This window comes from Clostridium sediminicola (genome assembly GCF_050402865.1).
Taxonomy (GTDB): domain Bacteria; phylum Bacillota; class Clostridia; order Clostridiales; family Clostridiaceae; genus Clostridium_AF; species Clostridium_AF sediminicola.
Genome location: NZ_BAABMF010000013.1, coordinates 20,802 through 46,169, shown reverse-complemented (window position 1 = coordinate 46,169; position 25,368 = coordinate 20,802). Strand labels below are relative to the sequence as shown.

Genomic DNA, 25,368 nt, shown 5'->3' with positions numbered 1-25,368 from the left:
ATTTTAGATATTTTGCTCATCTTGAAGGGAGAAGATAATGGTATGATTGATCTGATTAATTATAATGTATTGTCTACGTTCTATGATGGCGATGATATGAAGATTGTAAGGGTTTGTAACTTAAATAACGATGAAAAAGAGATAGTAAAAATCGTTAGAAAAAAAGGTAGCCCAATAAATGGGATATCATCTGTTGAAAAAGAATATGAATTACTTAAGGAATTAAATAATTTTAGATGTAGACATATTATTAATGCAAAAGAAGCTTTCGATTTTGAAAAGAACAGCTATCTTGTACTGCAAAATTTTGATGGTTTACCCCTATTGCAGCTTTCCAATGAAATTAGAGAGACAAGTGATGATTATATAGGAAATTTATTAGAAATTGCTATAGATTTAGCTGAAGCAGTAGAACATATCCATTTGAGTGGTACAATACACAATGACCTAAGAACGGATAGAATTCTTGTAAATCCTAATTCGTCAAATATTGTTATAATTGATTTTTCTTGTGCTTCACCAAGTAATATTTGTGGTATAGATCCGGACAAACTCACTACATTAATAGGGTTATTTCCATATATTTCTCCTGAACGTACAAAGCGTACACGCTATAAGATTGATCAGCGCAGTGATTTATACTCTTTAGGAATAGTTTTATATGAGATTTTTAGTGGAGAGCTTCCTTTTGTTACAGAAGATGTTTCTGAATTAGTCCACTGTCATATGGCAGTAAATCCTATAGCTCTTTCAGATTTAATCGAAAAATTTCCTATAATGATTTCTTCTATTATTCAAAAGCTAATAAATAAGGAACTAACCGACAGATACCAATCCGCTAAAAGTCTTAAGTCTGATTTAATTTATTGCAAGGAACAGTGGAATTTGAATAAGAATATTCCTTTAATAAAATTAGGAGAAAATGATTATTTTGGGACTATTAGATTGCCGCAAAAATTGTACGGAAGAGATAAAGAACTATTATATATGAAAGAATGGTTTGAAAAATCTACAATTGAAAGCACACAAATGCTTTTGGTTTCAGGTTATTCAGGTATAGGTAAAACTTCTTTAGTACAAGAAAGCTGCCAATATTATATACATGAAGAATCATTTTTTATAAAAGGAAAATTTGAACAATCCAAAAATCGGATACCTTATTTTGCTCTGAGCCAACTTTTTACAGCTCTTATAAGAAAGATAATAAGTGAAGAAGCAATATATAATCAACTTTATCACAAATGCATTGAAGCACTAGGTGAACAAGCAGGCGTATTAGTGCCTCTTATTCCAAACTTAGAGGATTTTTTAGGTAAACAGAAGGAAGTTACTAAGATAGATCCCAAACAAGTAGAAAGTAGAATGTATTATGCATTGAAGACCCTATTAAAAACTATAACTACACTACAAAGACCTTTTATATTCTTAATTGATGACATTCAATGGGCGGATGAGGCATCTATAAATATGATTAGTAACCTCCTAAACATGGGGTTAATGAACACTTTTTTGATTTGTGTCTATAGAGAGAATGAAATCGAAAATCAGATTAAGCTAAAAGAAACAATAACCCTGTGGCAAAAAGGATTTAATGCAAAAATGTTACATTTAAAATCTTTAGAAAAAGATTATATCGAGCAATTTGTGGCAGATTCTTTACATATGAAAAAATCAGAGATTAAAGAACTAGCTCATTTAATTCAAGAGAAAACTCAAGGGAATATTTTTTTTATCCGTCAATTTTTGATATTTTTGCATAACAAGGGTATGCTATATCTATATTTTGATGAGAATGAAGCCATTGATTATCGTTGGCATTGGGATATTGAAACAATAGACCGTCAATACCCTACAGATAATGTAATTGATATTATTTTAGAGAACTTAAAATTAAAATCTCAGAAAGAGCTGAAAGTTATAAAAATAGCAGCTTGCATAGGTAACTACTTCGATTTTGATATTTTAAACTCTGTTTATAATATGAATTCTAGTCGATTATATTCAGTTTTATTTAATTTTTCTAAATCAGGAATAATTACCAGTGATAAAAATAGATCATTTTTTACTCATGATCGTATTCATCAAGCAATATACTCCATGGTAAATAGCGCTAATTTACCAAAGATACATTTAAAAATTGGTAAAGTTATGATTGAAACGTTGTCTTCTGATATTATAGAAGAAAAAATTTTCGATGTAGTATTTCAATGGAATCAAGGAGAGTCAGAAATAAAAAACACAGAGGACATTATAACTGCCGCAAAAGTTAATTTGCAGGCAGCACGAAAAGCTGAAGAGAATTCGGCTTATATAGAAGCAAAAATTTATGGCAAAAAAGCTTTGGATTTTTTATCTATATCTAGCGTAGAACAGAATAACAAATTGATTCTGGAAATATATGACGAAATGTCACAAATTAATTTTTTATTAAATGATCACGAAGAGTCCTATATATTTACTGTAAAAGCTTTAGAAGTTGCAGAAACTGTAGAGGAGAAATTTAATGCATTTAGAACACGAGCTGAGATTGAAATGGCTAGCAGCCATCTTAGAGAAGCAATAGACATTGCATTAGAGTACGTTGAATTGCTCGGAGAAAAAGTTGATATAAATAACACTAGAAGAGAGACTCTTTTTGCTTTAGCAAATATTAAGTATGAACTTGGAATTAATCCAGCAGAAAAATTAGCTGCACTTCCTAAAATGGTAAATTGTAGTCCTTTGCTAGCTGTTAAGATGTTATCTTACGTTATATCCTCTGCATATATGATTTCTCCAACATTGCATGCACAAATACTAGTTAAAATGGTGCAACTATCCTTAAAGTATGGAACTGTCTCAGAGGCAAGCATTGCATGGGTAACTTATGCGGGTATATCTCAAAGAATATATGCAGATTGGGAAGGTTTGTACAAGCTTGGTGAGACTGCTATAAATATAAGAGGTAAATTTATGAATCAGGAGGTTAGATCAAAATTTGCTTTTATTATTTCTTTAGAACATCTTAAACAACCATTTAGATCCATTTTAAAATCATGTTTAGAATTATATGAAGAAGGATTAAAAATCGGAGATATAGAAGATAGCTGCCAGGGATTACTACAGTATGGTAATATGGCCTTTCATGCTGGATGTGAACTTACAGAATTAAAAAATGAATTATTTAAAATGTATGATATTGTAGACTCCTACAAGCAGAAAACTGTAAAAAATCGATTATCCATAACTTTGCAGGTAATATTGAATTTATGTGAATCTAACAAGCCTTATGTTTTATGTGGAAATGTATTTGATGAAAACAAAATGCTCAATACATTAAAAAAGCTTGAAGATAGTGCAGCGGTTTTTATTTGGGCTTCTCAAAAAGTAATGCTATGCTGTTTATTTCACAAATATAAGGAAATAAATAAGATAGTTAGATTGGTTGAAAAGCATAAAGCTTATACTGAAGGACAAATTTTTGTATTTGACTATCATTACTACGTTACTTTATGCAACCTTAGAATCATAGGCACTGTTGATAAAATAAATGAGAAAAAAATAAGAGAAATTGTTAAAGAACACTTCAAAAAGGTTGAATTGTGGGTACAGAGGTCAGAAAGGAATTATACTCATAAATATCTTATTCTGAAAGCTGAATTCAATCGTATCACAGGAAATAAATCAGCTGCATTAGAATTATACAATAGTGCAATTGAAAATGCCATAAAAAATGATTTTATACAAGATGCAGCTTTTGCTATGGAGCTTTTAGGACTTTATCATTTAGAAATGGATAATACTTTTAATGGAGAAATGTATCTAAATAAAGCTATTGAGTATTATGAAAAATGGGGCGCCTTTACTAAAGTAGAACAAATAAAAGAACAATATCTTTTAAAGAAAAAGGATGAATTAAAATTTCAAACTGTGGAAAAAACTAATGAATCAAGTATTGATCTACATTCTATTTTATTGGCAGCACAAGCTTTGTCTAAAGAAATAGAGATTAATTCACTAATTAAAAAGATGATGCAAATTGTTATGGTAAATTCAGGATCTACTAAGGCAGTTTTCTTGGAATATCAAAATGGAGAATTAGTAGTTGAAACAGGTTGTATTGCTGAAACCTCTAATGATATACAGAATAATAATGTTATACAATTTATTAACTGTATTGAAGAAATAATTTTGCCTTGGAGTGTTGTTGATTATACCATTGAACATCAAGAATTAATTTTGTTAGATTATCCATCAGGGCACTTAGCCTTTAGCGAAGACTCATACATTCAACAAAATAAACCCAAATCAGCACTTTGCCTTCCGCTAAATAGAAAAAATAATTTAGTAGGAATTATATATTTAGAAAACAGAATATTTTCTGGCGCCTTTACATCAAAACAAATAGAAATAATAAAAATGATTTCAACCCAAATTGCTATATCACTGGAAAATGCAAGATTATACTCAAATTTAGAAGAAAAGGTAAAAGAAAGAACTATAGAATTAAATGACACTGGAGAAGAATTAAAAAGTCAAATTGATGAAAGGAAAAATGCGGAAAGAGCTTTATCTGAGAAAGAGGAAAAGCTGCGGATTGTAAAAGAGTATGATAAATTAAAAACAGAATTCTTTGCTAACATATCCCATGAGCTAAAAACACCTTTAAATGTAATATATAGTGCTCTTCAAATGTGTGAAATTATAACGAATGATAACCATTCTAAGAAAAATGATATTAATAAATATTTGCAGATGATTAAGCAAAATTGTTTTAGGTCAACTAGACTTATTAATAATATTATTGATATAACAAAAATAGATTCTGGGTACCTTAAGATTAGTTTTAAAAATGAAGAAATAGTTAGCGTTGTTGAAAATATAGTTATGTCTGTAGTGAATTATGCTCAATCTAAAGGAATCATTATTCTATTTGATACAGATGTGGAAGAAAGAACTATTGCTTGTGATGTCTATAAAATTGAGAGAGTGATATTAAATCTTTTATCCAATGCAATAAAGTTTACTGATAAAGGTGGACATATTTATGTAAACATATATAATAAAGAAAAATCAATTATGATTTCTGTTAAAGACACAGGTATAGGCATTCCTAAAGAAAAGCTAGATATAATTTTCGAAAGATTTATACAAGTAGATAAGTCTATTTCAAGAAATAATGAGGGTAGTGGTATAGGTTTGTCCTTAGTAAAAGAATTAGTAACTATGCACAGCGGTACTATCAGTGTGAATAGTACCATAGGAAAAGGTACCGAATTTATATTGGAATTACCTGTACTAACTACCAATGAAAATATACTACATGAAGAGATATATGAAAAACTGGAAAGTGATAATGATAAAATTGAGAAAATCAAAATTGAATTTTCAGATATATACTTTTAAATTTTAGTAATTTAAAAATTCTATTGTATCTTTTCTGGTACTAAAAAACAGCTAAAATATCTATTAGCTGTTTTTTAAATCCTATTCTCAAACTCTATCAATGAAGAAGATAGTAAATCTACTCCCTTTTACTTCATTAATCCAATTAATTATCATAAAATATATTATATATATCCTCTTAATATTTATCAAATTCTTTATCACTTAATTCAATTTTTACAGGTTGTGTTAAAGCTTCATTTTTGTTATCAAATTCCTTAGAAATACTATTATTCTTTTGCCTCATACTTTCAATCATTTTCAAAACATCAGGATTCAAATCCTCCAATTCTTGATTTTTTTCAAAATCCGATGATTGATTATTTTTTTTAAGTTTAAACGCGCTAATTTGTTCTTTAAGCATTTCAGCTTGACTTGAAAGTTCTTCACTTGCAGAAGCCGTTTCTTCAGATGTTGCCGAAGTAGTTTGTACCACACTTGCTATTTGATTAACCCCTTGATTTACTTGATCAACCCCAATAGCTTGTTCATTTGAAGCCACTGCAATATCCCCTACTAAATTTGTAGCTTTTGAAACACCTTCAACTATTTTATAAAGAGCTTCTGCTGTATTGTTAGCAATTTTAGTACCATCTTGAACTTTATCAATAGAGCCTTCTATTAATGCTGTTGTTTCTTTTGCTGCATTTGCTGAACGTGCTGCAAGATTTCTTACTTCCTCTGCTACTACGGCAAAACCTTTACCATGTTCTCCAGCTCTTGCAGCTTCAACAGCTGCATTTAAAGCTAATATATTAGTTTGGAAAGCAATCTCATCAATAACCTTAATGATTTTAGAAATATTTTTTGAAGAATCATTTATTTCTCCCATTGCTTCTAACATTTTCTGCATTTCTAGATTACCTTCTGCAGCATTCACTTTAGCTTCCTCAGTAATTCCTTTTGCTTCATTAGCATTTTCCGCGTTATGTCTTGTTTGTGAAGCAATTTGTTCAATAGCCGCTGTTAATTGTTCTATTGAGCTTGCTTGTTCAGTAGCTCCTTGTGATAAAGCTATACTTGAATCAGATACTTGTCTAGAACCTGAAGCAACTTGTTCCGAAGCTTCATTAATATTCGAGAGTACTTCATTCATATTATTTGCCAAAGATTCAAATGAGTTTGCTAAATCACCAACTTCATCTTGTCTATTTAGAAATACTTTTGGAATGCTTATTGTAAAATCCCCACTAGCCATAGTCTTACTATATTCTGTTGCTAACTCTATTTCTTTCATATTCTTAGAAATAATAAAATAATTCAAAGCAATTAATACTAAACAAGCAATTATAAATAAAATTATTAATTTAAGTATTGTGCGATTTAAAGGAATCATCATTTCATCTTCATTTACAAGGGATAAAACTGCCCATCCATTAATATTTATCGGTTCATATGCTAAATAATACTTTACTCCATCATAAGTTATTTTTTTTATATCACGCTCTCCATTAAGAGCCGCAGTGACATATTCTTTTAAAACATTATCATCAGTAGCTTTTTCATTCATTACTTTTGAAGAATCTTCTGTGTAAATATATGTTCCCGTAGCTGATACCAAAATATTTTTTCCCTTTTCTCCTATTTTATATTTTTCCATAATAGGTGGTATGCTATCTAACGCCATAGAAGAGCTCACTACACCAACTATTTCATCATTATCACGTATAGCTCGTACCCCTGTAACCGTAACTTTTCCTGTTGATAGTCCCATATAAGGTTCAGTAAATCCCACCCCATTAGTAGAGTTTGCTACATTATACCAAGGTCTTACCTTTACATCCACATCTTTGCCGGATACTTTTGCATTGTCACCAACAAAAAAGCTTGCTTTGTAGTTTCCAACCCATGAAAGCGATAATAATTCATTTGATGCCTTTATAGCAGAAAGAGTTTTTATTACAGATTCAAATAAAGGATTTGTTGTTATTTCCTCTCTATTACTAACCTCTTTTATATAACTTGTTAATTCGTTATTTGCTGCCATTTGATTTGTTATAACTTTATTTTCTTCAAATATATCCGATATACTTTTAACCACCATTTCTGATGTCAAAGATATTTCACGTTCCACCGTTTCCAATAACTGTGATCGTACGCTACTATATGTTAAGAACCCAGATATAATAAATATCGTTAATATAGCTATCGCAATCATCGCACTTAATTTTCTAGCAATCTTCTTTTGAAAAAATTTAAACATTTTTGTCCCCCCAATTGATTTCAATATGCTCTACGTTTTAATTTTATTTTTATCTTTTTATATTGTGGTTAAAGTACAACTAAATTACTTTTAGTAGAATAACCATATAATAAATAATGAAATTTGTAGCTTCTATAATTTTTCTAAATTCGATAGACTATCTACTTCCTCTTCATCTATAAGTTTTTCACAATCTAAAATTAATGTAATATTTTTCCCTGTTTTTGCAATACTTTTAATATACTTTTTGCCAGATTTATTGATATTTAGTGGAGGAATAATATCCTTTTCCGGAATAGAAAGGACTTCTGATACTTTATCAACTATTAGCCCTATAGATAGTTCCCCAGTATCTATAACAATAACACAAGTTCTTTCATTATATTCTAATAAAGTTTTTTTAAATTTAACTCTTACATCCATAATCGGGATTATTTTACCCCTTAAGTTTATAATTCCTTTTATATACTCTGGTAGTTCTGGTACCTCTGTAACTGGTTGAATTCCAACTATTTCAGTAACATGCATAATTTCAATACCATAAAATTCTTTCCCCAATGTAAAAGTAAGAAATTTACCCTTTTGTGTATCTTGGTTTTCTGCTAACTGTTTTTCGATGTTTTCTACTCCCATATTTTTGCCCCTTTCGTCATATCTACACGATATTTATTAAATAGTATTTTTAATGTAATTAAAATACGCCTTTATATTATACAATGTTTTTCAAACATTTCCAAGTAAATAGTTGTTCTATTATATATTTTTAACATTATTTTGTATATTTTTACAATATTATCGTAAAAAAATACTCCCACAACGGTGAGAGTATTTTAACATTTTTCGATTTCACCGTTACTTACTCTGATTATTTTTTAGTTTCTTTATTTCTTGCTTATCTTCTAAAATTATTTTTTCAATCGTTAATGAATAATCCCAAAAATCTCTTAATAATTCCTGGAAAATCTTACATTGTTTTTATTCATTAAACAGCTCTTGTTTATTTAATTTTGATAATATAAATATTATCTTTATCCTCTATCGCTTGAGAAAGTTATAGTTTTAAATACCCTATTTAAAACTATAACTACTCTAGATATAATTTTCGAAAGATTTATACAAGTAGATAAGTCTATTTCAAGGAATAATGAAGGTAGTGGTATAGGATTATCCTTAGTAAAAGAATTAGTAACTATGCACGGCAGTACTATCCGTGTAAATAGTACCATATGAAAAGGTACCGAATTTATATTGGAATTACCTGTACTAACTACCAATGAAAATATAATACATGAAGAAATATATGAAAAACTGGAAAGTGATAATGATAAAATTGAGAAAATCAAAATTCAATTTTCAGATATATACTTTTAAATTTTAGTAACTTATTTTAAAAGTACACTAGCCATTAATGTAAGAATACAGTTTTATTCTTACATTAATGGCTAGTTTATACAATATTCACATAAATCCCCTTAGATTTTGGTGATTTTGTAATTCTTATTAGCTGAAGAACTTTTCTTGATTAACTATTTTATGCAAATATTGCCCATGTGACTTGTTAAATCTGGTTTAATATATTTTTTTATTAAATTTATTGCATCATATAATTTATTTAATTCTACTCCTGTCTCTATTCCCATTTGTCCTAAAATATTAACAAGGTCTTCTGAAGCTATATTACCTGCTGCTCCTGGTGCAAATGGACATCCGCCTAGTCCTCCAGTAGAAGATTCAAAAATTGTAAATCCCTTTTGTAATGCAACAAGTATATTAGCTAATCCCATACCACGTGTATCATGCATATGAAGCCCAAATTTTTCATTAGGAAATTTTTCAATCAAATGTTCTAATATTTCTTCCACTTGTTTTGGATTTGCTACACCTATTGTATCTGCTAAAAAAATATCGTCAACTCCAATTTCATGAGCTTCTTTTATCATTTCAACTATTTTAGCAACAGGTACAGTGCCTTCAAATGGACAACCGAAAGCTGTAGCTATATCAATTTTAACCCTCAAATCTTTATATTTAAGCCTAATTTTATTCAATTCTTCAAATGATTCCTTTATGCTTCTTCTTACATTTTCTTTATTATGAGACTCACTAGCTGATATAACATAGCTTATCTCTCTTATCCCGCACTCATATGCCGCCTTAGCCCCAAAAAGATTAGGTACAAGCGCAGTAAAAATTATATCATTATATTTTTTAGTAACAGTTTCTACAACTTCTCTAGCATCTTTCATTTGTGGTATTGCCTTTGGATGAACAAAAGATGTAACTTGAATTTTTTTAAATCCAGCATTTACTATAGCATCAATTACTTCAAGCTTAATATTCGTTGGTATAAACTTTGAAATATTCTGAAACCCATCTCTTGGTCCTACTTCAATAATATTGACATTACTAGGTAATTTCATTAGATCCCCTCCTAAATGATTTTATTCTTTTCTAAGTCCAAAATTGCTTCATCATTTAAACCTAATACCTCTTTCAACACTTCATAATTATGCTGACCTAGTAATGGTGAGGGTTTTTTAATTTCAGGTTTTGTATCACTCAATTTAATATGTTGACCAGTTATTTTCATCTTACCAACTATTGGGTGAACAATATCAACAAACATTTCTCTATCTACTGATATATGAGGATCTTTAACAACTCTTTCAATATTATTAATTGGTGCTGCTGGTATTCCATTCTCAAGAAGTAACTCAACATTTTCATCTATACTACGACACTTTGTCCATTTTTCAACTATATACTTAACATCTTCGTTGTTTTTCACTCTCTTAGGGTTTTTATCATATCTTTCATCTTCTATTAGTTCAGGAAGTTCCATAACACGACAAAGTTTACCCCACAATTTATCATTACCACATCCTATAACTAAACTACCATCTTTAGCTTCAAAAGAGTCATACGGATATACAGATTCATATCTATTCCCAATTCTTTCAGGATTTCTTCCTTCAACTAAATATATTTGGTTTATGATTTCTAAACTTGAAACCACTGAATCCACAAGAGAAATATCAACTTTTTGCCCCTTACCAGTGTTTCTTTTGCTATTAATTGCTGCCAATACTCCAATAGTTAATGATAATCCAGCTAAAACATCTCCCATTGCAGTACCTGTTCTTGTAGGTTCTCCGCCTGGCCATCCTGTTGTACTCATAAGACCACCCATAGCCTGTGCAATTATATCGTAACCTGCTCTCTCCTTATATCTACCATAATGTCCAAACCCAGATATACATCCGTATACTATGCCCGAATTTACTTCTTTTAGTTTTTCATATCCTATTCCTAGTTTTTCCATTGTTCCAGGTCTGAAGTTTTCTATTACAACATCAGATTTTTTAACCATCTCAAGAAAAATCTTTTTACCTGTTTCAGACTTCAGGTTTAAAGTCAACCCTTTTTTATTACGATTTAAATTCATAAAATAAGAGCTTTCCTTCCCAATAAAAGGGCCAAATTGTCTAGTATCATCACCTTTTCCCGGTATCTCTATCTTAATCACTTCTGCCCCAAGATCAGCCATAATCATAGTTGAGTAAGGGCCTGCCAATACTCTAGTTAAATCTAATATTCTAATTCCTCTAAGTGCTCCAGTATCATTCATAAAATTACCCTCCTTTAATTAAAACAATTAATTTTTTAGCGCTAATTAATATGCAATAAATACTTTAAACAAGTATTTAAAAGAAGGTTTTTTACATAAATAATTTTATTTTCTAAAATACTGCATGCCTAGGTATAAATAAAATTGCGTCTGGTATCAAATTCAATACTATCAACAACGCAATCAAAGCAATTAAAAATGGTACAATGGCTTTAGATAATTTTTCAATAGATAATTTTGATATATTACAGGAAACAAACAAACATAATCCAACTGGTGGAGTTATTTGTCCTACAGCTAACGCAAATACCATTAGTACACCGAAAAATACCGGATCAATCCCTACCTGAGCTATGATTGGATAAAAAATAGGTGTTAGTAAAACAATTGCAACAGCATTATCCAAGAAAGTTCCTGCAATTAAGAGTGCTATCATTATCATGAATTGAATAATTAACGGATTATCTGATACACTTAAAAGAAATGTTGCTAATTGTTGTGGAATTTCCTCACTAGCTAAGATATAACTAAAAATATGAGCAGTAGCAACTAAATATAATATTACAGAAGTGCTTTTTCCTGAGTCTTGAAGTATTTTAAAAATTTTCTTAATATTTAATTCTTTATATACAAAAAGTCCAATTATCAAGCCATAAACTACAGCAACAACAGCAGCTTCTGTAGGCGTAAATATTCCTCCATAGATTCCACCTAATATAATTAAAGGCATCAATAAAGCAAGAATACTCTTTTTAAAAGATGATATAATATCATTAAAACTTGCTGGTTCCTCTCCTCTATACCCTCTTTTTTTAGATATAACATATTCCACTAACATCAAAGTACAACACATTAACAGTCCAGGAATAATTCCAGCTAAAAATAATTTTCCTATAGAAACACCTGAAATAACTCCATACAAAACCATGGTAATACTTGGTGGTATTAATAATCCAATAGTTCCTGATGCTGCAACAGTTGCAGCAGCAAATTCTTTGCTGTATCCTTTTTTTTCCATAGGATCTACCATTACTGCTCCAATCGCAGCAGTTGTAGCAGGTGCCGATCCAGATATTGCACCAAAGAAAGTACATGCAATAGTTGATACTAATGCCAATCCACCTGTTACTCTACCAATTAATGAACTCGCGAAATTTACCAATCTGTTAGAAACTCCTCCAGCAGCCATAATATTACCTGCAAGTATAAAAAAAGGAATTGCCATTAAAGTAAAAGAATTAACTCCACCAAATATTTTTTGAACAACAACCATTAACGATAAATCTGTATGTAATAATACCGCTATCATAGATGATAATCCAAGAGCTATTGAGATTGGAACACTAAGCATTATCAATACTACAAACGCTATAAATAAAGTAATTCCCATTACTCATGACCTCCTTCAACTTTTTCATCTCCATTTATAATCGAGATATTTATTTCCAATAAGTTTAAGAACATAATCAAACTACCTATAGGTACTGCAAAATAAACTATTCCAACATATAAAAATGGCATTGATGCAGAAACTTGTTTCAGCGATAATATCTGATTAGCAATATGAAATCCAAACCAAGTTAATACTCCTAAAAAGAACATACTTAGAACATTTGCAATAATCATAAAAGTTTTTTTTATTTTTACTGATTTAATACTACTAATTAGCATTTCTACATTTATATGAGTTCTTTCCCTTGTGGCTATACTTGCTCCTATGAATGTAAGCCAAATAAATAAATATGTTGCTAACTCTTCAGACCATGAAAGGGATTCCTTAAAGACATATCTAAAAATAACCTGTAAAAAGATAAGTAAAGTCATCATTCCAAAAGATAATGAAACTATAAATTTAGCTATTTTATCTGTAACTTTTGTAATTTTCTTTAGCAATATATACATTTAATGCCTCCTAACTATTTTTTATATGTAAAGTGTGGCTTCGACACCACCTTTACACATAAAATAAATTTAAATTACAATTGTTAATTATTTCCCTGAATTTTTTAATAAATCTATGAAATCTTTTCCAAATTCCTTTTCATATTTTTCATAAACTACTTTAGTTGCTTCTTTAAATTTCTCTATATTTGGCTCTGTTACAGTCATTCCCTTAGCCTTTATTTCTTCTATCTCAGATGCTTCTGATTCTTTAGTAGTTTGGTATGACCATTCTGAAACATCTTTACCAGCCTCTAATAAAATTTCTTGATATTCAGCTGGTAATTTATCATAAACTGCTTTACTCATTATTAAAGGCTCAGACACATGTATATGATATGTAAGAGATAAGTAATCCTGAACCTCATAGAACTTTTGTGTTAAAACATGAGTAGTTGGATTTTCTTGTCCATCAACAGTGTTTAATTGAAGGGCTGAGTAAAGTTCCCCAAATGACATAGGTGTTGCACTTGCACCAAGCATATTAAATGTATCAACAAATACTGTTCCACTAGGTGTTCTAATTTTTAATCCTTCTAAATCTGATGGATTTTCAATAATAGTTTTTGAATTAGTAATGTGTCTAAACCCATTTTCCCACCATCCAATAACTTTTAAATTTTTTGTCAATAATGCTTCTGATAATTCTTGACCAGCTTCTCCATTAAGAGCATTTACAACGTTTTCATAATCACTAAATAAAAATGGCAAATTCAAAGCTCCCATTTTAGGTTCAAATCCTGAAAGTAAAACATCTGATGTTAATACCATATCAACTGTTCCTAATTGAGCACCTTCAACTAATTCTTTTTGCTTCCCTAACTGATTAGAAGGAAAAATTTTAATCTCAACCATTCCATCAGTTTTTTCTGCAACTTTTTCAGCAAACATTTCCGCTGCTTTTTGGTATGGGTGATCTGGTGCCCCAGTATGTCCAAGTTTTAAAACAATCTTTTCTTTTGGAGTTTCACCACTCGCTGTTTCTTCAGTTTTTGAAGAACATCCTATAAATAATAAACTAACCATTACAAAACTCAAAATTAAACTACCTATTTTTCTTTTTTTCATAACATCCTCCTAAAATTAACTTTTTTATTAAATACAAATCCTCCTTTGCATAATCTTTAGCGCTTACCATTGTAAAAAGCAATTTATGTGCCAATATAAACCATTGAATTCAACACTTTCTTTAATTTGAACATGTTGCATTTATATTATTTTTTGTCTTTTTGCAACGTTTTCATCTTTCTCCAAAGTGTTGTTCTATTAATACCTAAAATATTAGCCACTTTATTTTTTTGATTTGAAAAAATATATAATAACTCATCAACTAAATTTTCATCATATTTTTCAATCTTTATTTTATCATCATAATTAATACCTCTTTTATTAAATACATCATAGATAATTCTTTTCTCTCCAATTGCCTTTATCAGTATTTCATGATATGCACTCAGATCATTTCTATTTACTTTTGATAAAAAAAGAGAAAATCTTTCAGATACATTTTGTAACTCTCTAATATTGCCCGGCCATGAATAGTGTTTTAGTACCTTATAAATGTCTTTTGGTATTTCTATTTTATATCTACTTAAATCTTTGTTATTAGATATAAAATGTTCAAATATCTCAATGACATCATCTTCACGTTTAATGAGTGAAGGGATGTCCAATTCTAAAACATTAATTCTATAATATAAATCCATTCTAAATTCATCTGGTATTTTCTTTAGTAAATTTTTATTAGTTGCAGCTATAATTCTAACATCTACTGGTATTACTCTGTCCCCTCCTACCCTAATAACTTCTTTTTCCTGAATAACTCTAAGTAATCTAGACTGAAGACTTAAAGGAAGTTCTCCAATTTCATCTAAAAAAATTGTTCCATTATGAGCAATTTCAAAAAAACCAGCTTTTCCACCTGCTTTAGTTCCTGTAAAAGCACCCTCATCATATCCAAAAAGTTCGCTTTCTAATAAATTATCTGGTATTGCTGCACAATTTACTGCTACAAAGGGACCATTATATTTGTAACTATAGTTATGTATACTTTGAGCGAAAATTTCTTTTCCTGTCCCTGTTTCTCCTGTTATTAGTACATTATAATTTGTCCTTGCATAGAGTTTGGCTTCTTCTATTTTTTCCATCATTATATTCGAACTTCCTATTATGTTTGAAAAATGGTTTTTAGCATAAAATCCCTTTCTATTATTGTTAATTCGAATTTTTTGTTCAGTTTTTTGTATTTCTGATACTTTATCAATAATTGCAATTGAGCCCATAACATTATTATCTATTTCCAATGGTATTCTATTAACGACAACATCGTTATTTCTTACTCTATTAATAACACTTAATTGAGGTTCTCCTGATTCAATAACACTATCCAACTCACATTCAGGCAATATTTGTTCTATTGATTCTCCAACAGCATTTAATGAATTTATTCCAAATATTTTTTCTACAGCAGGATTAAAAAAGATAATCTCCGAATTTTCATCTGTAAGTATGATACCACTTGGACTAAATTCCAATACAGTTTGAAAAATTTTAGACTTCTCTTTTTCATTTCTTATTGCTATAGAGATTTCTTTTGCTTCTAAAATTGTATTTATTATAGCCTCTATACCTGGATAAATAAGCACACTTGGCATTCCTAGCTCACTAGCTACTTCATTTGCCAAACTGGCTCCTATCACAACTTCACATTCAGATTCGTTAATAGATTTATATAGCTCATCTTTATCTTTATATTTAATAGAAGTAATTTCAACACCAAGACCTTCTTCAATTTTAGAAAAATCCATTATAGCCGTTTCTATATAATTAACAATCCCAATTTTATTACTTACTTTCTTGGCTTCTAATACAGCATAAAAGTAATCATAAAATGTTAATTTAATGTTTACAACATTTACACTAGTATATTTTGATACAATTTTTGCATTTGCACCACCACCAATAAATACATCCACTCCATTTCTCATTTCTTGATTAACCTTATCTATTAGTTGCTCCATTAATCCTTCTACTAGTATTATCTCTATAGTTGGATCATTAATTTGTTTTACTGCTTGTTGTGCTAATATGTCTAATTTCTTATATGTCAAACATCCTATCTTAAACTTATTCATAATCAAGCTCCTTTCATCAAAATGTTGAAAATATCATATACTATTGAAATTGCAATATTATCACCCTAATTACAAAAATATAGTATCTTTGTAATTTTTTTATTTATTTCATTATACTACTTTTTTTTACATTATTGGTGTATTAAATTAATTACTACAATGTTATAACCTAATCGAAAAATTAGTTTTCTACTTGTTTATAAGATATTTCTTTATTACGATTCCTATTTATAATATTTTGCTTATCTACATCATTAAACATATTTGTTTTAAGATAAATAACTGCTTTCATAGCTTCTATCCATAGTGAACAAATAGCATTTGATTTGCGAATATCTCAATCTTCCTTTAACATTTCAAAACACTACTCTACGTATACATAATTCATAAAAAATATAGATTTATTACCTAATGAAAAAAGGACTCAAACCTTTTTTTTAATAATAAACCATACTAAAAAAACAGCTAAAATATCTTTTAGCTGTTTTTAAAATCCTATTCTCAAACTCAATCAATGATTTATTGTTTCTATCAATCTACTCTAGTGTTTTATCTATAGTGGAAGCTGATACTAATGTTTTACCTTTCACTTCAGGATGTAGCCTTTCATCAACCTTTCCTGTATAAATCAATCCAAATGCCGCCACAAGAGCTAGTACACCTATAAATAACCATGCTAGAGTATAGTTAAAATTCATTGTCAATTTACTCATGATTTTAGGACTTACAATATGGCCTGCCCCCATAATAAAAGCAATAATTCCATTAAATCTTCCTCGGTAATTAACCGGTGTATGAGACATTATAAACACAGAATGATTTGTCACAGCAACTATTTCACCTAATGTCCATATCAGAACACTTACAAAGAATAATGGATAGATGTTACCAATAAGTCCAGTCATTCCAAATCCTACAGCATATAGAAATGATGCTAGAGACACATTATACACTGGTCTATTCCTTTTAAGTAATTCGGTTATGGGAATAGTGCAAATAAGTACGATAACAGCATTAAATGACATAAGTGCTCCAAACTTCATCGGACCAGCTTCCCCAAAAACCTTTGATAAATAAAGTGGTAATCCAAAATTTCCTTGTGCATATGCAATAGAATTAAATAAAGAGAAAAAGATGAACATAATAATTACTGGTTTTTTAAGAAGTACAGAAAGTGTTGAACCCTCTTCCATCTTCTCTCCGCCATTAGCTTCTTCCATCTGTTTTTTTGTTAATTGAGTTTCTTTAACAAAAAATGCGACTAGTAAAACTGATATTAATGTTGTAATAGCATCTCCAATGAAAAACCACTTAATATAATTTTTAAATAAAAAACCACCTATCATGGGTCCTATAGCAACCCCTACATTAATACCAAGATACAAAAGAGCAAAGGCTCTTTTACGTTGTTCCATGGAATCAGTCAAATCAGCAACCATTGCACTATTAATTGGCCTAATGATACTTGATAAGATTGCAGATGCAATCAATAGTGTTGGAATGACTTCTGGATGACTGTCCGCAAATATCCCACAAGGTATCAATAAAATTGCAGCCATACTTTGAGCAACAAGATATATAGTTTTTCTTCCGCGAATATCAGCAATTCTCCCACCGATAAATGGAGATAATGATGTCATAATTCCCATAATCATAATATAGTTTGCTATAGCATTATCATTCATCCCCATTCTTTGTTGTAGAAACATTGCAAGGAATGCATGTACAAAACCACCCATGCGATTTATTACCCGAGCAATAAAAAGAATATAGATACTAAATGGTAATCCTCCGTAGGATTTTTTAACTTTTAAAATTAGATTATTCATATGTTTACTCCTTATTTTTATAAAAAATTTAATGGTGTACTCAATTTTGAGCACACCATTAAATTTTAATAATTTTCTATTATTAACCACTTAATTATAACATATTTCTGCAAAAGTACCTATCCCAAAAGAAATGGAACATTGAAATACACTTTGATAGACTATATATTTTTTTATACTCAATTATTATTACCTTAAAATTCTATAGACTCCTTTTTCTTCATATTTTCTTTACATTTCTTAAAACTTTCTTTAAATTAGTAATATAGAATAAAGTTGACATATAATTGCCAATTGATAAAAAGTGGAGGAAATATCTTATGAATATTTTAATAATAGATGATGAAAAACTTCTAGTAAAAGGTTTGAAAAAAAGTTTAGAAAAAGAGGGATACACTGTATTTACTGCTTATGATGGAAATGCGGCTTTGGAACAATTAAAAATCAGAGAAATTGATTTTATTCTTTTAGACCTTATGCTTCCTGAAATAGATGGTATGACTTTATGTAAAAAAATAAGGGAAAATAGAGATACTCCCATAATTATGCTAACTGCAAAAGATGATTATATAGATAAAATACTAGGACTAGAATTAGGTGCTGACGATTATGTCACTAAACCTTTTCATACCCGTGAATTAATAACAAGGATAAAGGTTATTTGTAGAAGACTTGAAAAATCAAATATGGACAAGAATATTATCGAGGCAGGAACTTTAAGTATAAATGAGAATGAAAGAACAGTTTATAAAAATGGAGATAGTTTAGCTTTAACAGCTAAAGAATTCGATATTTTACTTTATCTTATCAAAAACAAAGGGAGAGTATTTTCAAGAGAACAATTATTTGAACTTGCATGGAATGAACATAGTTTTGATACTAGGACAGTGGATGTTCATGTGAAAAATCTTAGACGCAAAATTGAGGATAATCCCTCTGAACCAACATATATAAAAACTAAATGGGGAGTTGGATATTACTTTAGAAAGGATTCAATTAATGTTTAAAAAAATGTCCCTAAGATTAGCCTTTACTTATGGTTTAATATTCTTAATATCAATAGCTTCTCTAGATGGACTATTAATATGGAACTATAGCAAATCACAATATGAAAAGAATGAAGAAAAATACTTAAATAAAGCCCAAATGATTTCTTTTATGAAAGACTATGCAGAGTTAGATGATGAAAGTTTAAGATATCTCTTAACAAAACAATCAGATGACTTTGATGAGAGAATATTATTCCTAGATAATTCAGGCAAAGTATTAGTGGATAGTTATGGTATTTATAATAAGGACACTCTTAATAATAATGAAATTCGAAATACAATAAAAAATAAAAACAGTACTATAGGCTACTATAATTATAACAAAAAGAAAATGATGATGATTACATTTCCTATTATTGTTGAAAAAGATATTGAATATATCATTTTATTTTCCACTTATGTTGAAGACATAAAAGATAATGTTCTGAATTTTAGTAAGCTTGTTATAATGATATCTTTAATTATTTCACTATTTTTTACTATCCTATCCTTCTTTACTAGTAAAAAAATTGTTGCCCCCATTCGAACCCTCACTTTAGCTTCTGAAAGAATTCAAAAAGGAGATTTAGATACAAAAGTCTCTATAGCTAGAGAAGATGAAATTGGGTTATTAGCTGCAACTTTTAATAATATGAGTGATGAATTATACAAAATCGATAGCAATAGAAAAAATTTCGTAAGTTCAGTATCACATGAATTCAAAACTCCTCTTGCAGCCATTAGAGTTTTAATAGAATCTTTGGATGAAGAAGATAATAAAGAAACCTATATAGAATATATGAATGATATATATGAAGAAACTAATAGACTTTCAACTATGGTTAATTCTCTTTTATCCCTCACTAGAGTAGATGAAATAAAATTAGAAAAACAATCAATAAATTTGAAAGCTGAAATTAATGATATATATAAATTCCTAAGACCTATAGCAGCTAGCAAGAATATTGAATTCCAAAACTTATGTGAGGACAATTTTATTATTGAAGGAGATAAAAATTGCATAAAAGAAATCTTTATAAATTTAGTTGATAATGCCATAAAATACGGTAATAAAAATGGATTTGTAAAAGTAGAAACCATTACAGATAAAAACAGAAAAATTCTAAGAGTCATTGATAATGGAAAAGGGATAAATAAAAAAGATCTTCCTTGTATATTTGATAATTTCTACACTGCTGATAAATCACGAAGCTTTGAAAATGAAGGAAGTGGAATAGGACTTCATATAGTAAAGAAATTGGTAAAACTTCATGGTTGGGAAATATCAGTGAAAAGCACATTAGGAGAAGGAACAATATTTGAAATAAAGATTTAATCTTTCTTCATACTTTCTTTACAAAGCTTAAAAGTATCTTCAAAAGTTCATTGTATTATGTGAATATAGAAATTACTCTAATTAAGGAAGGAGATTTGAATATCATGTTATTTGGGAAATATGTAAAAAAAGTTCTTATTATTGCTACAATATTTATGATACTAACTTCAATATTAGGAGGATGTTCAAATGTAGCAAATAGGGATAATATAGTTCCTCCTGAAAGAAACAATAAAGAAAACACTAATACTACTAATTCAAATCAAATTGAAAAAGAAGTAATTCGTAAAATTGGAAATACTAGTGGAAATCTTTATAATGATGGATTAGTAGCTGAAGACCAAGAATGGATATACTATCAAAATCAAGAGAATGCTTCAAAGTTATATAGAAAAAGTAAAATTGATTCAAAGGAAGAGTTATTAAGTGATAAATTTGTCTACGATATTAACGTTGTAGATGATTGGTGCTACTTTATCTTTCGCTACGGGAATTACGGAGCTACAATTTATAGAATAAAAAAAGATGGGTCTAAAGAAGAAAAGATAAAAGAGTCTGAGCTCTTAAATGTTATAAGTGATTTGATAGTTGTTGATGATTGGATTTATTACTCTGTAGCTGAATTTAATGAAAAAGAGGGCTACTATACAGGGTATAGCTTATATAAAATAAAAATAGATGGAACCTTAAATCAGAAGATTGTCGATAAAAATATAATTCACTTTACTTTGGATAGCAATTATTTGTATTATCTAACTTATGATAATAATTATAAGAAAACAATATACAAAACATCTCTCTCTGGTGGAGAAGAAATTGTAATTTCTGCAAATCTAGATAATAATTTTATAATAGATAATGATAAGATCTATTTTTTAAACCAAATAGGTGGTTATTTATTTAATATGAATACTGATGGAAGTAATATAGTTAAACTAGCTGAAAATGTAGATAACTTCAATGTATATGATGGAACTGTTTATTTCACTAAGAAGAAAGAAGTTCCTATAAATTCAGATAAAGAAGGAAATGCTGAAAAGTCTGATTATATATCAAGTTTATTCAAAATGAGTCTTGATGGTTCTAAAGTTCAAGAGATAAAAATAGATTCTAAGGAACTTTTGGAGAATTATCATATAAATATTCTTTTAACTAATGATTACATACATTTCTTAGATGGAGCACCAAAGAAAGAAGGGGTTTCAAAAACAAGAATGTATACTATTGAAAAGGATGAAATAGCAAACGGAAAATTATCACAAGAATAAAACTTATATATTAATCAATATCTTAAGAAATTTGTAAGAATTATATTAAGAAATTTGTAAAACTCATAGGTTATAATGTTCATAAATAGGAAATTTCCAATCTTAATTAAATATAAGTTTATTCTAGTATTATGGGAGTGATATTTATGAAAAGAAAAAAATTCTTTAGAAAACCTATAGTTTTAATTATCTGTTTTTTGCTAATAAAAACATTTGTTATTCCTAATTTATATTCATTTAAAAATCGATCCAATTTACATAAAAACGTGTATAATTTTTTACAGAATAAAAACAATAGATCTTTAGCCTATTCATCAGCTGTAAAACTACATGATGGTAACCCTTCAAACACTTGTGTTTATTTTGTATCAGAAGTACTGAGAAGAAATAATTGCGAAATTCCCAATCACATGAGCAATGTAGGAAATTTCATCCCTTTTCTAAAGGAAAAGGGTTGGATAAAAAAAACTGATTATAAGGATTTAAAACCTGGAGATATATGTTTTTCAACAGATAAATACGGAAGTAAAACAGGAGTTCCATCTCACACATACGTATTTATGAGTTGGGTAGAAGAAGGTAACTATGATTATGCTTATATCTGTGATAATCAAGCACGAGATTACAATGATAAAATCTATCACATTCGTAATATTGCCATTACTGATAAGGTTAATGGATTTACAAAAGATCCTTTTAATTTTTTCATGATATCTCCAAAATAATAAACATTCAAAGGAAAAAAATAGTGATATAATGTATCTAAAGCTTTTGAGTGGGAGTGATAAAATTGACAGAATATAATGTTTTAATTGTTGATGATGAAGATGATATAAGTGAATACATAGAAATATATTTAAGAAATGAAGGTATAAAAGTTTTTAAAGCTAAAGATGGTATAGAAGCATTAGATGTTTTAGAGGAAAAAACTATACATCTTATATTAATGGATATAATGATGCCTAGAATGGACGGTATTAAGGCTACTTTTAAAATAAGAGAAGATAAAAATATCCCCATCATTATGCTTTCTGCAAAATCAGAAGACACTGATAAAATATTAGGCCTTAATGTAGGAGCTGATGATTATATTACAAAACCTTTTAATCCACTAGAGTTGGTAGCTAGAGTTAAGTCTCAACTAAGAAGATATTTTAGTTTTGGAAATTATAAAATGAACGAAGATGAAATTGTAGTGAGTGGACTTACTTTAAATAAGAATACAAAAACTGTATTTGTGGATTGTGAAGAAGTAAGTCTCACATCTACTGAGTATAAAATATTAAAACTCTTAATGGAGAATAAAGGTAGAGTTTTTTCTATAGAAGAAATTTATGAAAAAGTTTGGAAAGAAAATTTTTATAATGGTGAAAATACGGTTGCCGTTCATATAAGAAGGATAAGAGAAAAGATTGAAATTAATCCTAAGGACCCAAAATATTTAAAGGTGGTGTGGGGTATTGGTTATAAAATTGAAAAGTAAGTATATAGATATTCTACTTCTGATTATAAGTATATATATTTTGGCACTTTCTTTTATATCAATATCTGATTTTAATGAAAATAAAAGCTATTTAGATAACAATGCATATTTTCATAGCTCTAAATTTGAAAATACATTTTTAGATTATCTTCAGAATGTGAAGTCTTTAGTTAATTATTCACAAGATTATAAAGAAATATTGAGCAGTGATGAATTTGATAATCCTAATAAAAACTCTATGAAGGCTTTCTATGAATCTGAAATTGAAAAAATTAAATTCGAACTGAATAGTAAAAATTTATATTGGAGTAAATCTATCAGATATTACATAGAAGATAAAAACGATAATCAAATTTATAGTAATTTGGAAAAAGGCGCTGATTTGAAGAATTTGGTCCAAAATGACTCTTTATACAGTATAAATTTCCCTAATTCTGATATAAGTTTAGGAAGTTTTACATATGCTAATAGCTGGTTTGAAGATAACGAATTCCAAGGTACCTTTGTAATATTAAAGAATACTAATAGTCAATTACAGAATGACTATAATTACTATAATTCCATTAAAGATAGAGTTATTAAAGAAGTGTTTATTGGCTTTTTTTCGTTAATAATTGGTTTTTATTTATTACTTTATATGTTAAAAAAGAGAAATTTTCATCTTGCAAATTTAATAAATATTTTTAATAAAGTTCCTTTAGATTTAAAAATAATTATTTTAATAATTTGTAGCTTTTTAATAAATGGATATGTATTAGACATTAACTTTTTTTCTTTTCCACTTGGTGTAATGCATATTTTAAAATTATCTATCGTCGCAGTTTATACCTTTTGCTTTATATTTTCCATTATAGGTGTGGTGAATATAATAAAAAACAAAAAAACATTAATAAATCACTGTAAGCAAACTTATTTATATAAATTTGGAGTAAATTTAAAAGATAGTTTTATGATAAAAGGTGTATTTGGCAAAAGTATTATGCTATTTTTATTCACAATGTTATTAGGCATATTTATTATTGCTTTTTTCTGGGGAATTTCCATTTATTCCTCTACATTAACATTTGTATCAGCATTTTATATCTTTGCTTATTTTATTTTAGTTCCTCACTATGCTATGAAAAAAATAGCTATGTTAAATAAAATAATTAAGGGCAGCGAAGAAATAATGTCCGGTAATTTAAATTATTCAATAAACGAAAAAGGAAAAGGGAGTCTAGTAAATCTAGCTCATAATATAAATAATATGAAGGATGGATATAAAAAATCTCTTGAAAATCAGGTGAAAAATGAGAAGTTAAAATCAGAACTTATAACTAATGTGTCTCATGATTTAAAAACACCACTGACATCTATAATTAATTATGTAGATTTATTGCATCATACTGATTTGTCTAAAGAGGAAAGTTTGAAGTATATCAAAAAACTCCATAAAAACTCTCAAAAACTTAAGATACTTATAGATGACCTTTTTGAAGCATCAAAAATTGCCAGTGGTGCAATAGAACTTAATATAGAGAGAGTAAATGTGGTTGCCATATTGAGACAGTCTTTAGGTGAACTTGTAGAGCAAATTGAAAACTCTTCATTAAATTTTATAGTTAATCTTCCAAATCACGAAATATTTTTAAACCTAGACGGGAAAAAAATCTGGCGAGTATTTGATAATCTAATAGGAAATATTTTAAAGTATTCAATGCCTCATTCAAGAGTTTATATTGATTTAAAAGAAGATGATCACAAGGTGAAGATTATCATGAAAAATATTTCTTCCTACCAAATGAATTTTGAAGTATATGATATGTTTGAGAGATTTAAAAGAGGAGATAAATCTAGGAATACAGAAGGTTCTGGCTTAGGCCTTGCAATTGCAAAAGATATTGTTGAACTTCAAGAGGGTAAAATGGATATTTCTGTTGATGGTGATTTATTTAAAGTGGTTATTATTCTAAATAAACAAAAATAATCTTAAAATCTTTCATTTTTATATATTAATATTATATAATATATAATATTAATATATAAAATATCTAGACATACTACTCCAATTATAAATTTAGTTTATGTTTAGTATGTCTCTCATTGGAGGTTTAC

The 25,368-nt window shown here is 28.6% G+C and carries 17 protein-coding genes; 8 read left to right on the top strand and 9 right to left on the bottom strand.

Features of this window, described 5'->3' with window-relative positions; all coding sequences use genetic code 11:
• The first annotated feature begins 42 nt into the window (after nt 1-42).
• On the top strand, nt 43-5,385 hold the full coding sequence (locus ACQ3F0_RS18465; RefSeq protein ID WP_428866972.1) for an ATP-binding protein: 5,343 nt from the start codon (nt 43-45) through the stop codon (nt 5,383-5,385).
• 178 nt (nt 5,386-5,563) lie between these two features.
• Here ACQ3F0_RS18465 and ACQ3F0_RS18460 read toward each other — a convergent pair whose 3' ends face one another.
• Nucleotides 5,564-7,627, bottom strand: a complete 2,064-nt coding sequence (locus tag ACQ3F0_RS18460) for a methyl-accepting chemotaxis protein (RefSeq protein ID WP_428866970.1) — start codon at nt 7,625-7,627, stop codon at nt 5,564-5,566.
• Nucleotides 7,628-7,759: 132 nt separating this feature from the next.
• The gene (locus ACQ3F0_RS18455) at nt 7,760-8,260 is read right to left on the bottom strand and encodes a chemotaxis protein CheW (protein ID WP_428866968.1); all 501 of its coding nucleotides are present in this window, start codon (nt 8,258-8,260) and stop codon (nt 7,760-7,762) included.
• A 420-nt stretch (nt 8,261-8,680) separates the two neighbouring features.
• On the opposite strand from ACQ3F0_RS18455, the gene ACQ3F0_RS18450 reads away from it, so the two are divergent.
• Nucleotides 8,681-8,857 carry an ATP-binding protein gene (locus ACQ3F0_RS18450; RefSeq protein ID WP_428867105.1) on the top strand — a complete coding sequence of 59 codons (177 nt, stop codon included), beginning with the start codon at nt 8,681-8,683 and terminating at the stop codon, nt 8,855-8,857.
• Between the two features lie 296 nt (nt 8,858-9,153).
• Here the strand turns inward: ACQ3F0_RS18450 and ACQ3F0_RS18445 are convergent, their stop codons facing one another.
• From ACQ3F0_RS18445 to ACQ3F0_RS18415, 7 genes are all read right to left on the bottom strand, one after another.
• A complete protein-coding gene (locus ACQ3F0_RS18445) occupies nt 9,154-10,047 on the bottom strand; it encodes a hydroxymethylglutaryl-CoA lyase (RefSeq protein WP_428866967.1) in 894 nt (297 codons plus the stop codon).
• An 11-nt stretch (nt 10,048-10,058) separates the two neighbouring features.
• Nucleotides 10,059-11,255, bottom strand: a complete 1,197-nt coding sequence (locus ACQ3F0_RS18440; protein WP_428866965.1) for a CaiB/BaiF CoA transferase family protein — start codon at nt 11,253-11,255, stop codon at nt 10,059-10,061.
• A gap of 112 nt (nt 11,256-11,367) precedes the next feature.
• On the bottom strand, nt 11,368-12,645 hold the full coding sequence (locus tag ACQ3F0_RS18435; protein WP_428866963.1) for a TRAP transporter large permease: 1,278 nt from the start codon (nt 12,643-12,645) through the stop codon (nt 11,368-11,370).
• The gene (locus ACQ3F0_RS18430; protein ID WP_428866961.1) at nt 12,645-13,157 is read right to left on the bottom strand and encodes a TRAP transporter small permease; all 513 of its coding nucleotides are present in this window, start codon (nt 13,155-13,157) and stop codon (nt 12,645-12,647) included. Before ACQ3F0_RS18430 ends, ACQ3F0_RS18435 begins: the two co-directional genes overlap by 1 nt.
• Before the next feature lie 87 nt (nt 13,158-13,244).
• Nucleotides 13,245-14,264, bottom strand: a complete 1,020-nt coding sequence (locus tag ACQ3F0_RS18425; RefSeq protein WP_428866959.1) for a TRAP transporter substrate-binding protein — start codon at nt 14,262-14,264, stop codon at nt 13,245-13,247.
• Nucleotides 14,265-14,410: 146 nt separating this feature from the next.
• The gene (locus tag ACQ3F0_RS18420) at nt 14,411-16,330 is read right to left on the bottom strand and encodes a sigma 54-interacting transcriptional regulator (protein WP_428866957.1); all 1,920 of its coding nucleotides are present in this window, start codon (nt 16,328-16,330) and stop codon (nt 14,411-14,413) included.
• Between the two features lie 536 nt (nt 16,331-16,866).
• Nucleotides 16,867-18,159, bottom strand: coding sequence for an MFS transporter (locus tag ACQ3F0_RS18415; RefSeq protein WP_428866956.1), 1,293 nt, complete (start codon nt 18,157-18,159; stop codon nt 16,867-16,869).
• Between the two features lie 320 nt (nt 18,160-18,479).
• On the opposite strand from ACQ3F0_RS18415, the gene ACQ3F0_RS18410 reads away from it, so the two are divergent.
• The 6 genes from ACQ3F0_RS18410 to ACQ3F0_RS18385 all read left to right on the top strand — a co-directional run bounded on the left by ACQ3F0_RS18410 (nt 18,480) and on the right by ACQ3F0_RS18385 (nt 25,240).
• Complete coding sequence (locus ACQ3F0_RS18410; protein WP_428866955.1) at nt 18,480-19,166, top strand: response regulator transcription factor; 687 nt, start codon at nt 18,480-18,482, stop codon at nt 19,164-19,166.
• A complete protein-coding gene (locus ACQ3F0_RS18405) occupies nt 19,159-20,523 on the top strand; it encodes a sensor histidine kinase (protein WP_428866953.1) in 1,365 nt (454 codons plus the stop codon). Before ACQ3F0_RS18410 ends, ACQ3F0_RS18405 begins: the two co-directional genes overlap by 8 nt.
• Before the next feature lie 104 nt (nt 20,524-20,627).
• Nucleotides 20,628-21,791: a DUF5050 domain-containing protein gene (locus ACQ3F0_RS18400; protein WP_428866952.1), complete on the top strand. Its 1,164-nt coding sequence runs from the start codon at nt 20,628-20,630 to the stop codon at nt 21,789-21,791.
• A 146-nt stretch (nt 21,792-21,937) separates the two neighbouring features.
• A complete protein-coding gene (locus ACQ3F0_RS18395; RefSeq protein WP_428866950.1) occupies nt 21,938-22,516 on the top strand; it encodes a hypothetical protein in 579 nt (192 codons plus the stop codon).
• A gap of 65 nt (nt 22,517-22,581) precedes the next feature.
• Nucleotides 22,582-23,274, top strand: a complete 693-nt coding sequence (locus ACQ3F0_RS18390; protein ID WP_428866949.1) for a response regulator transcription factor — start codon at nt 22,582-22,584, stop codon at nt 23,272-23,274.
• On the top strand, nt 23,252-25,240 hold the full coding sequence (locus ACQ3F0_RS18385) for a sensor histidine kinase (RefSeq protein WP_428866947.1): 1,989 nt from the start codon (nt 23,252-23,254) through the stop codon (nt 25,238-25,240). The genes ACQ3F0_RS18390 and ACQ3F0_RS18385 overlap by 23 nt, the downstream gene beginning before the upstream one ends.
• Nucleotides 25,241-25,368: the final 128 nt, after the last annotated feature.

Coding starts and splice junctions, on each gene's coding strand:
- ACQ3F0_RS18465 (WP_428866972.1), top strand. CDS start 43: ATGATTGATCTGATTAATTATAATGTATTGTCTACGTTCTATGATGGC.
- ACQ3F0_RS18460 (WP_428866970.1), bottom strand. CDS start 7,627: ATGTTTAAATTTTTTCAAAAGAAGATTGCTAGAAAATTAAGTGCGATG.
- ACQ3F0_RS18455 (WP_428866968.1), bottom strand. CDS start 8,260: ATGGGAGTAGAAAACATCGAAAAACAGTTAGCAGAAAACCAAGATACA.
- ACQ3F0_RS18445 (WP_428866967.1), bottom strand. CDS start 10,047: ATGAAATTACCTAGTAATGTCAATATTATTGAAGTAGGACCAAGAGAT.
- ACQ3F0_RS18440 (WP_428866965.1), bottom strand. CDS start 11,255: ATGAATGATACTGGAGCACTTAGAGGAATTAGAATATTAGATTTAACT.
- ACQ3F0_RS18435 (WP_428866963.1), bottom strand. CDS start 12,645: ATGGGAATTACTTTATTTATAGCGTTTGTAGTATTGATAATGCTTAGT.
- ACQ3F0_RS18430 (WP_428866961.1), bottom strand. CDS start 13,157: ATGTATATATTGCTAAAGAAAATTACAAAAGTTACAGATAAAATAGCT.
- ACQ3F0_RS18425 (WP_428866959.1), bottom strand. CDS start 14,264: ATGAAAAAAAGAAAAATAGGTAGTTTAATTTTGAGTTTTGTAATGGTT.
- ACQ3F0_RS18420 (WP_428866957.1), bottom strand. CDS start 16,330: ATGAATAAGTTTAAGATAGGATGTTTGACATATAAGAAATTAGACATA.
- ACQ3F0_RS18415 (WP_428866956.1), bottom strand. CDS start 18,159: ATGAATAATCTAATTTTAAAAGTTAAAAAATCCTACGGAGGATTACCA.
- ACQ3F0_RS18410 (WP_428866955.1), top strand. CDS start 18,480: ATGAATATTTTAATAATAGATGATGAAAAACTTCTAGTAAAAGGTTTG.
- ACQ3F0_RS18405 (WP_428866953.1), top strand. CDS start 19,159: ATGTTTAAAAAAATGTCCCTAAGATTAGCCTTTACTTATGGTTTAATA.
- ACQ3F0_RS18400 (WP_428866952.1), top strand. CDS start 20,628: ATGTTATTTGGGAAATATGTAAAAAAAGTTCTTATTATTGCTACAATA.
- ACQ3F0_RS18395 (WP_428866950.1), top strand. CDS start 21,938: ATGAAAAGAAAAAAATTCTTTAGAAAACCTATAGTTTTAATTATCTGT.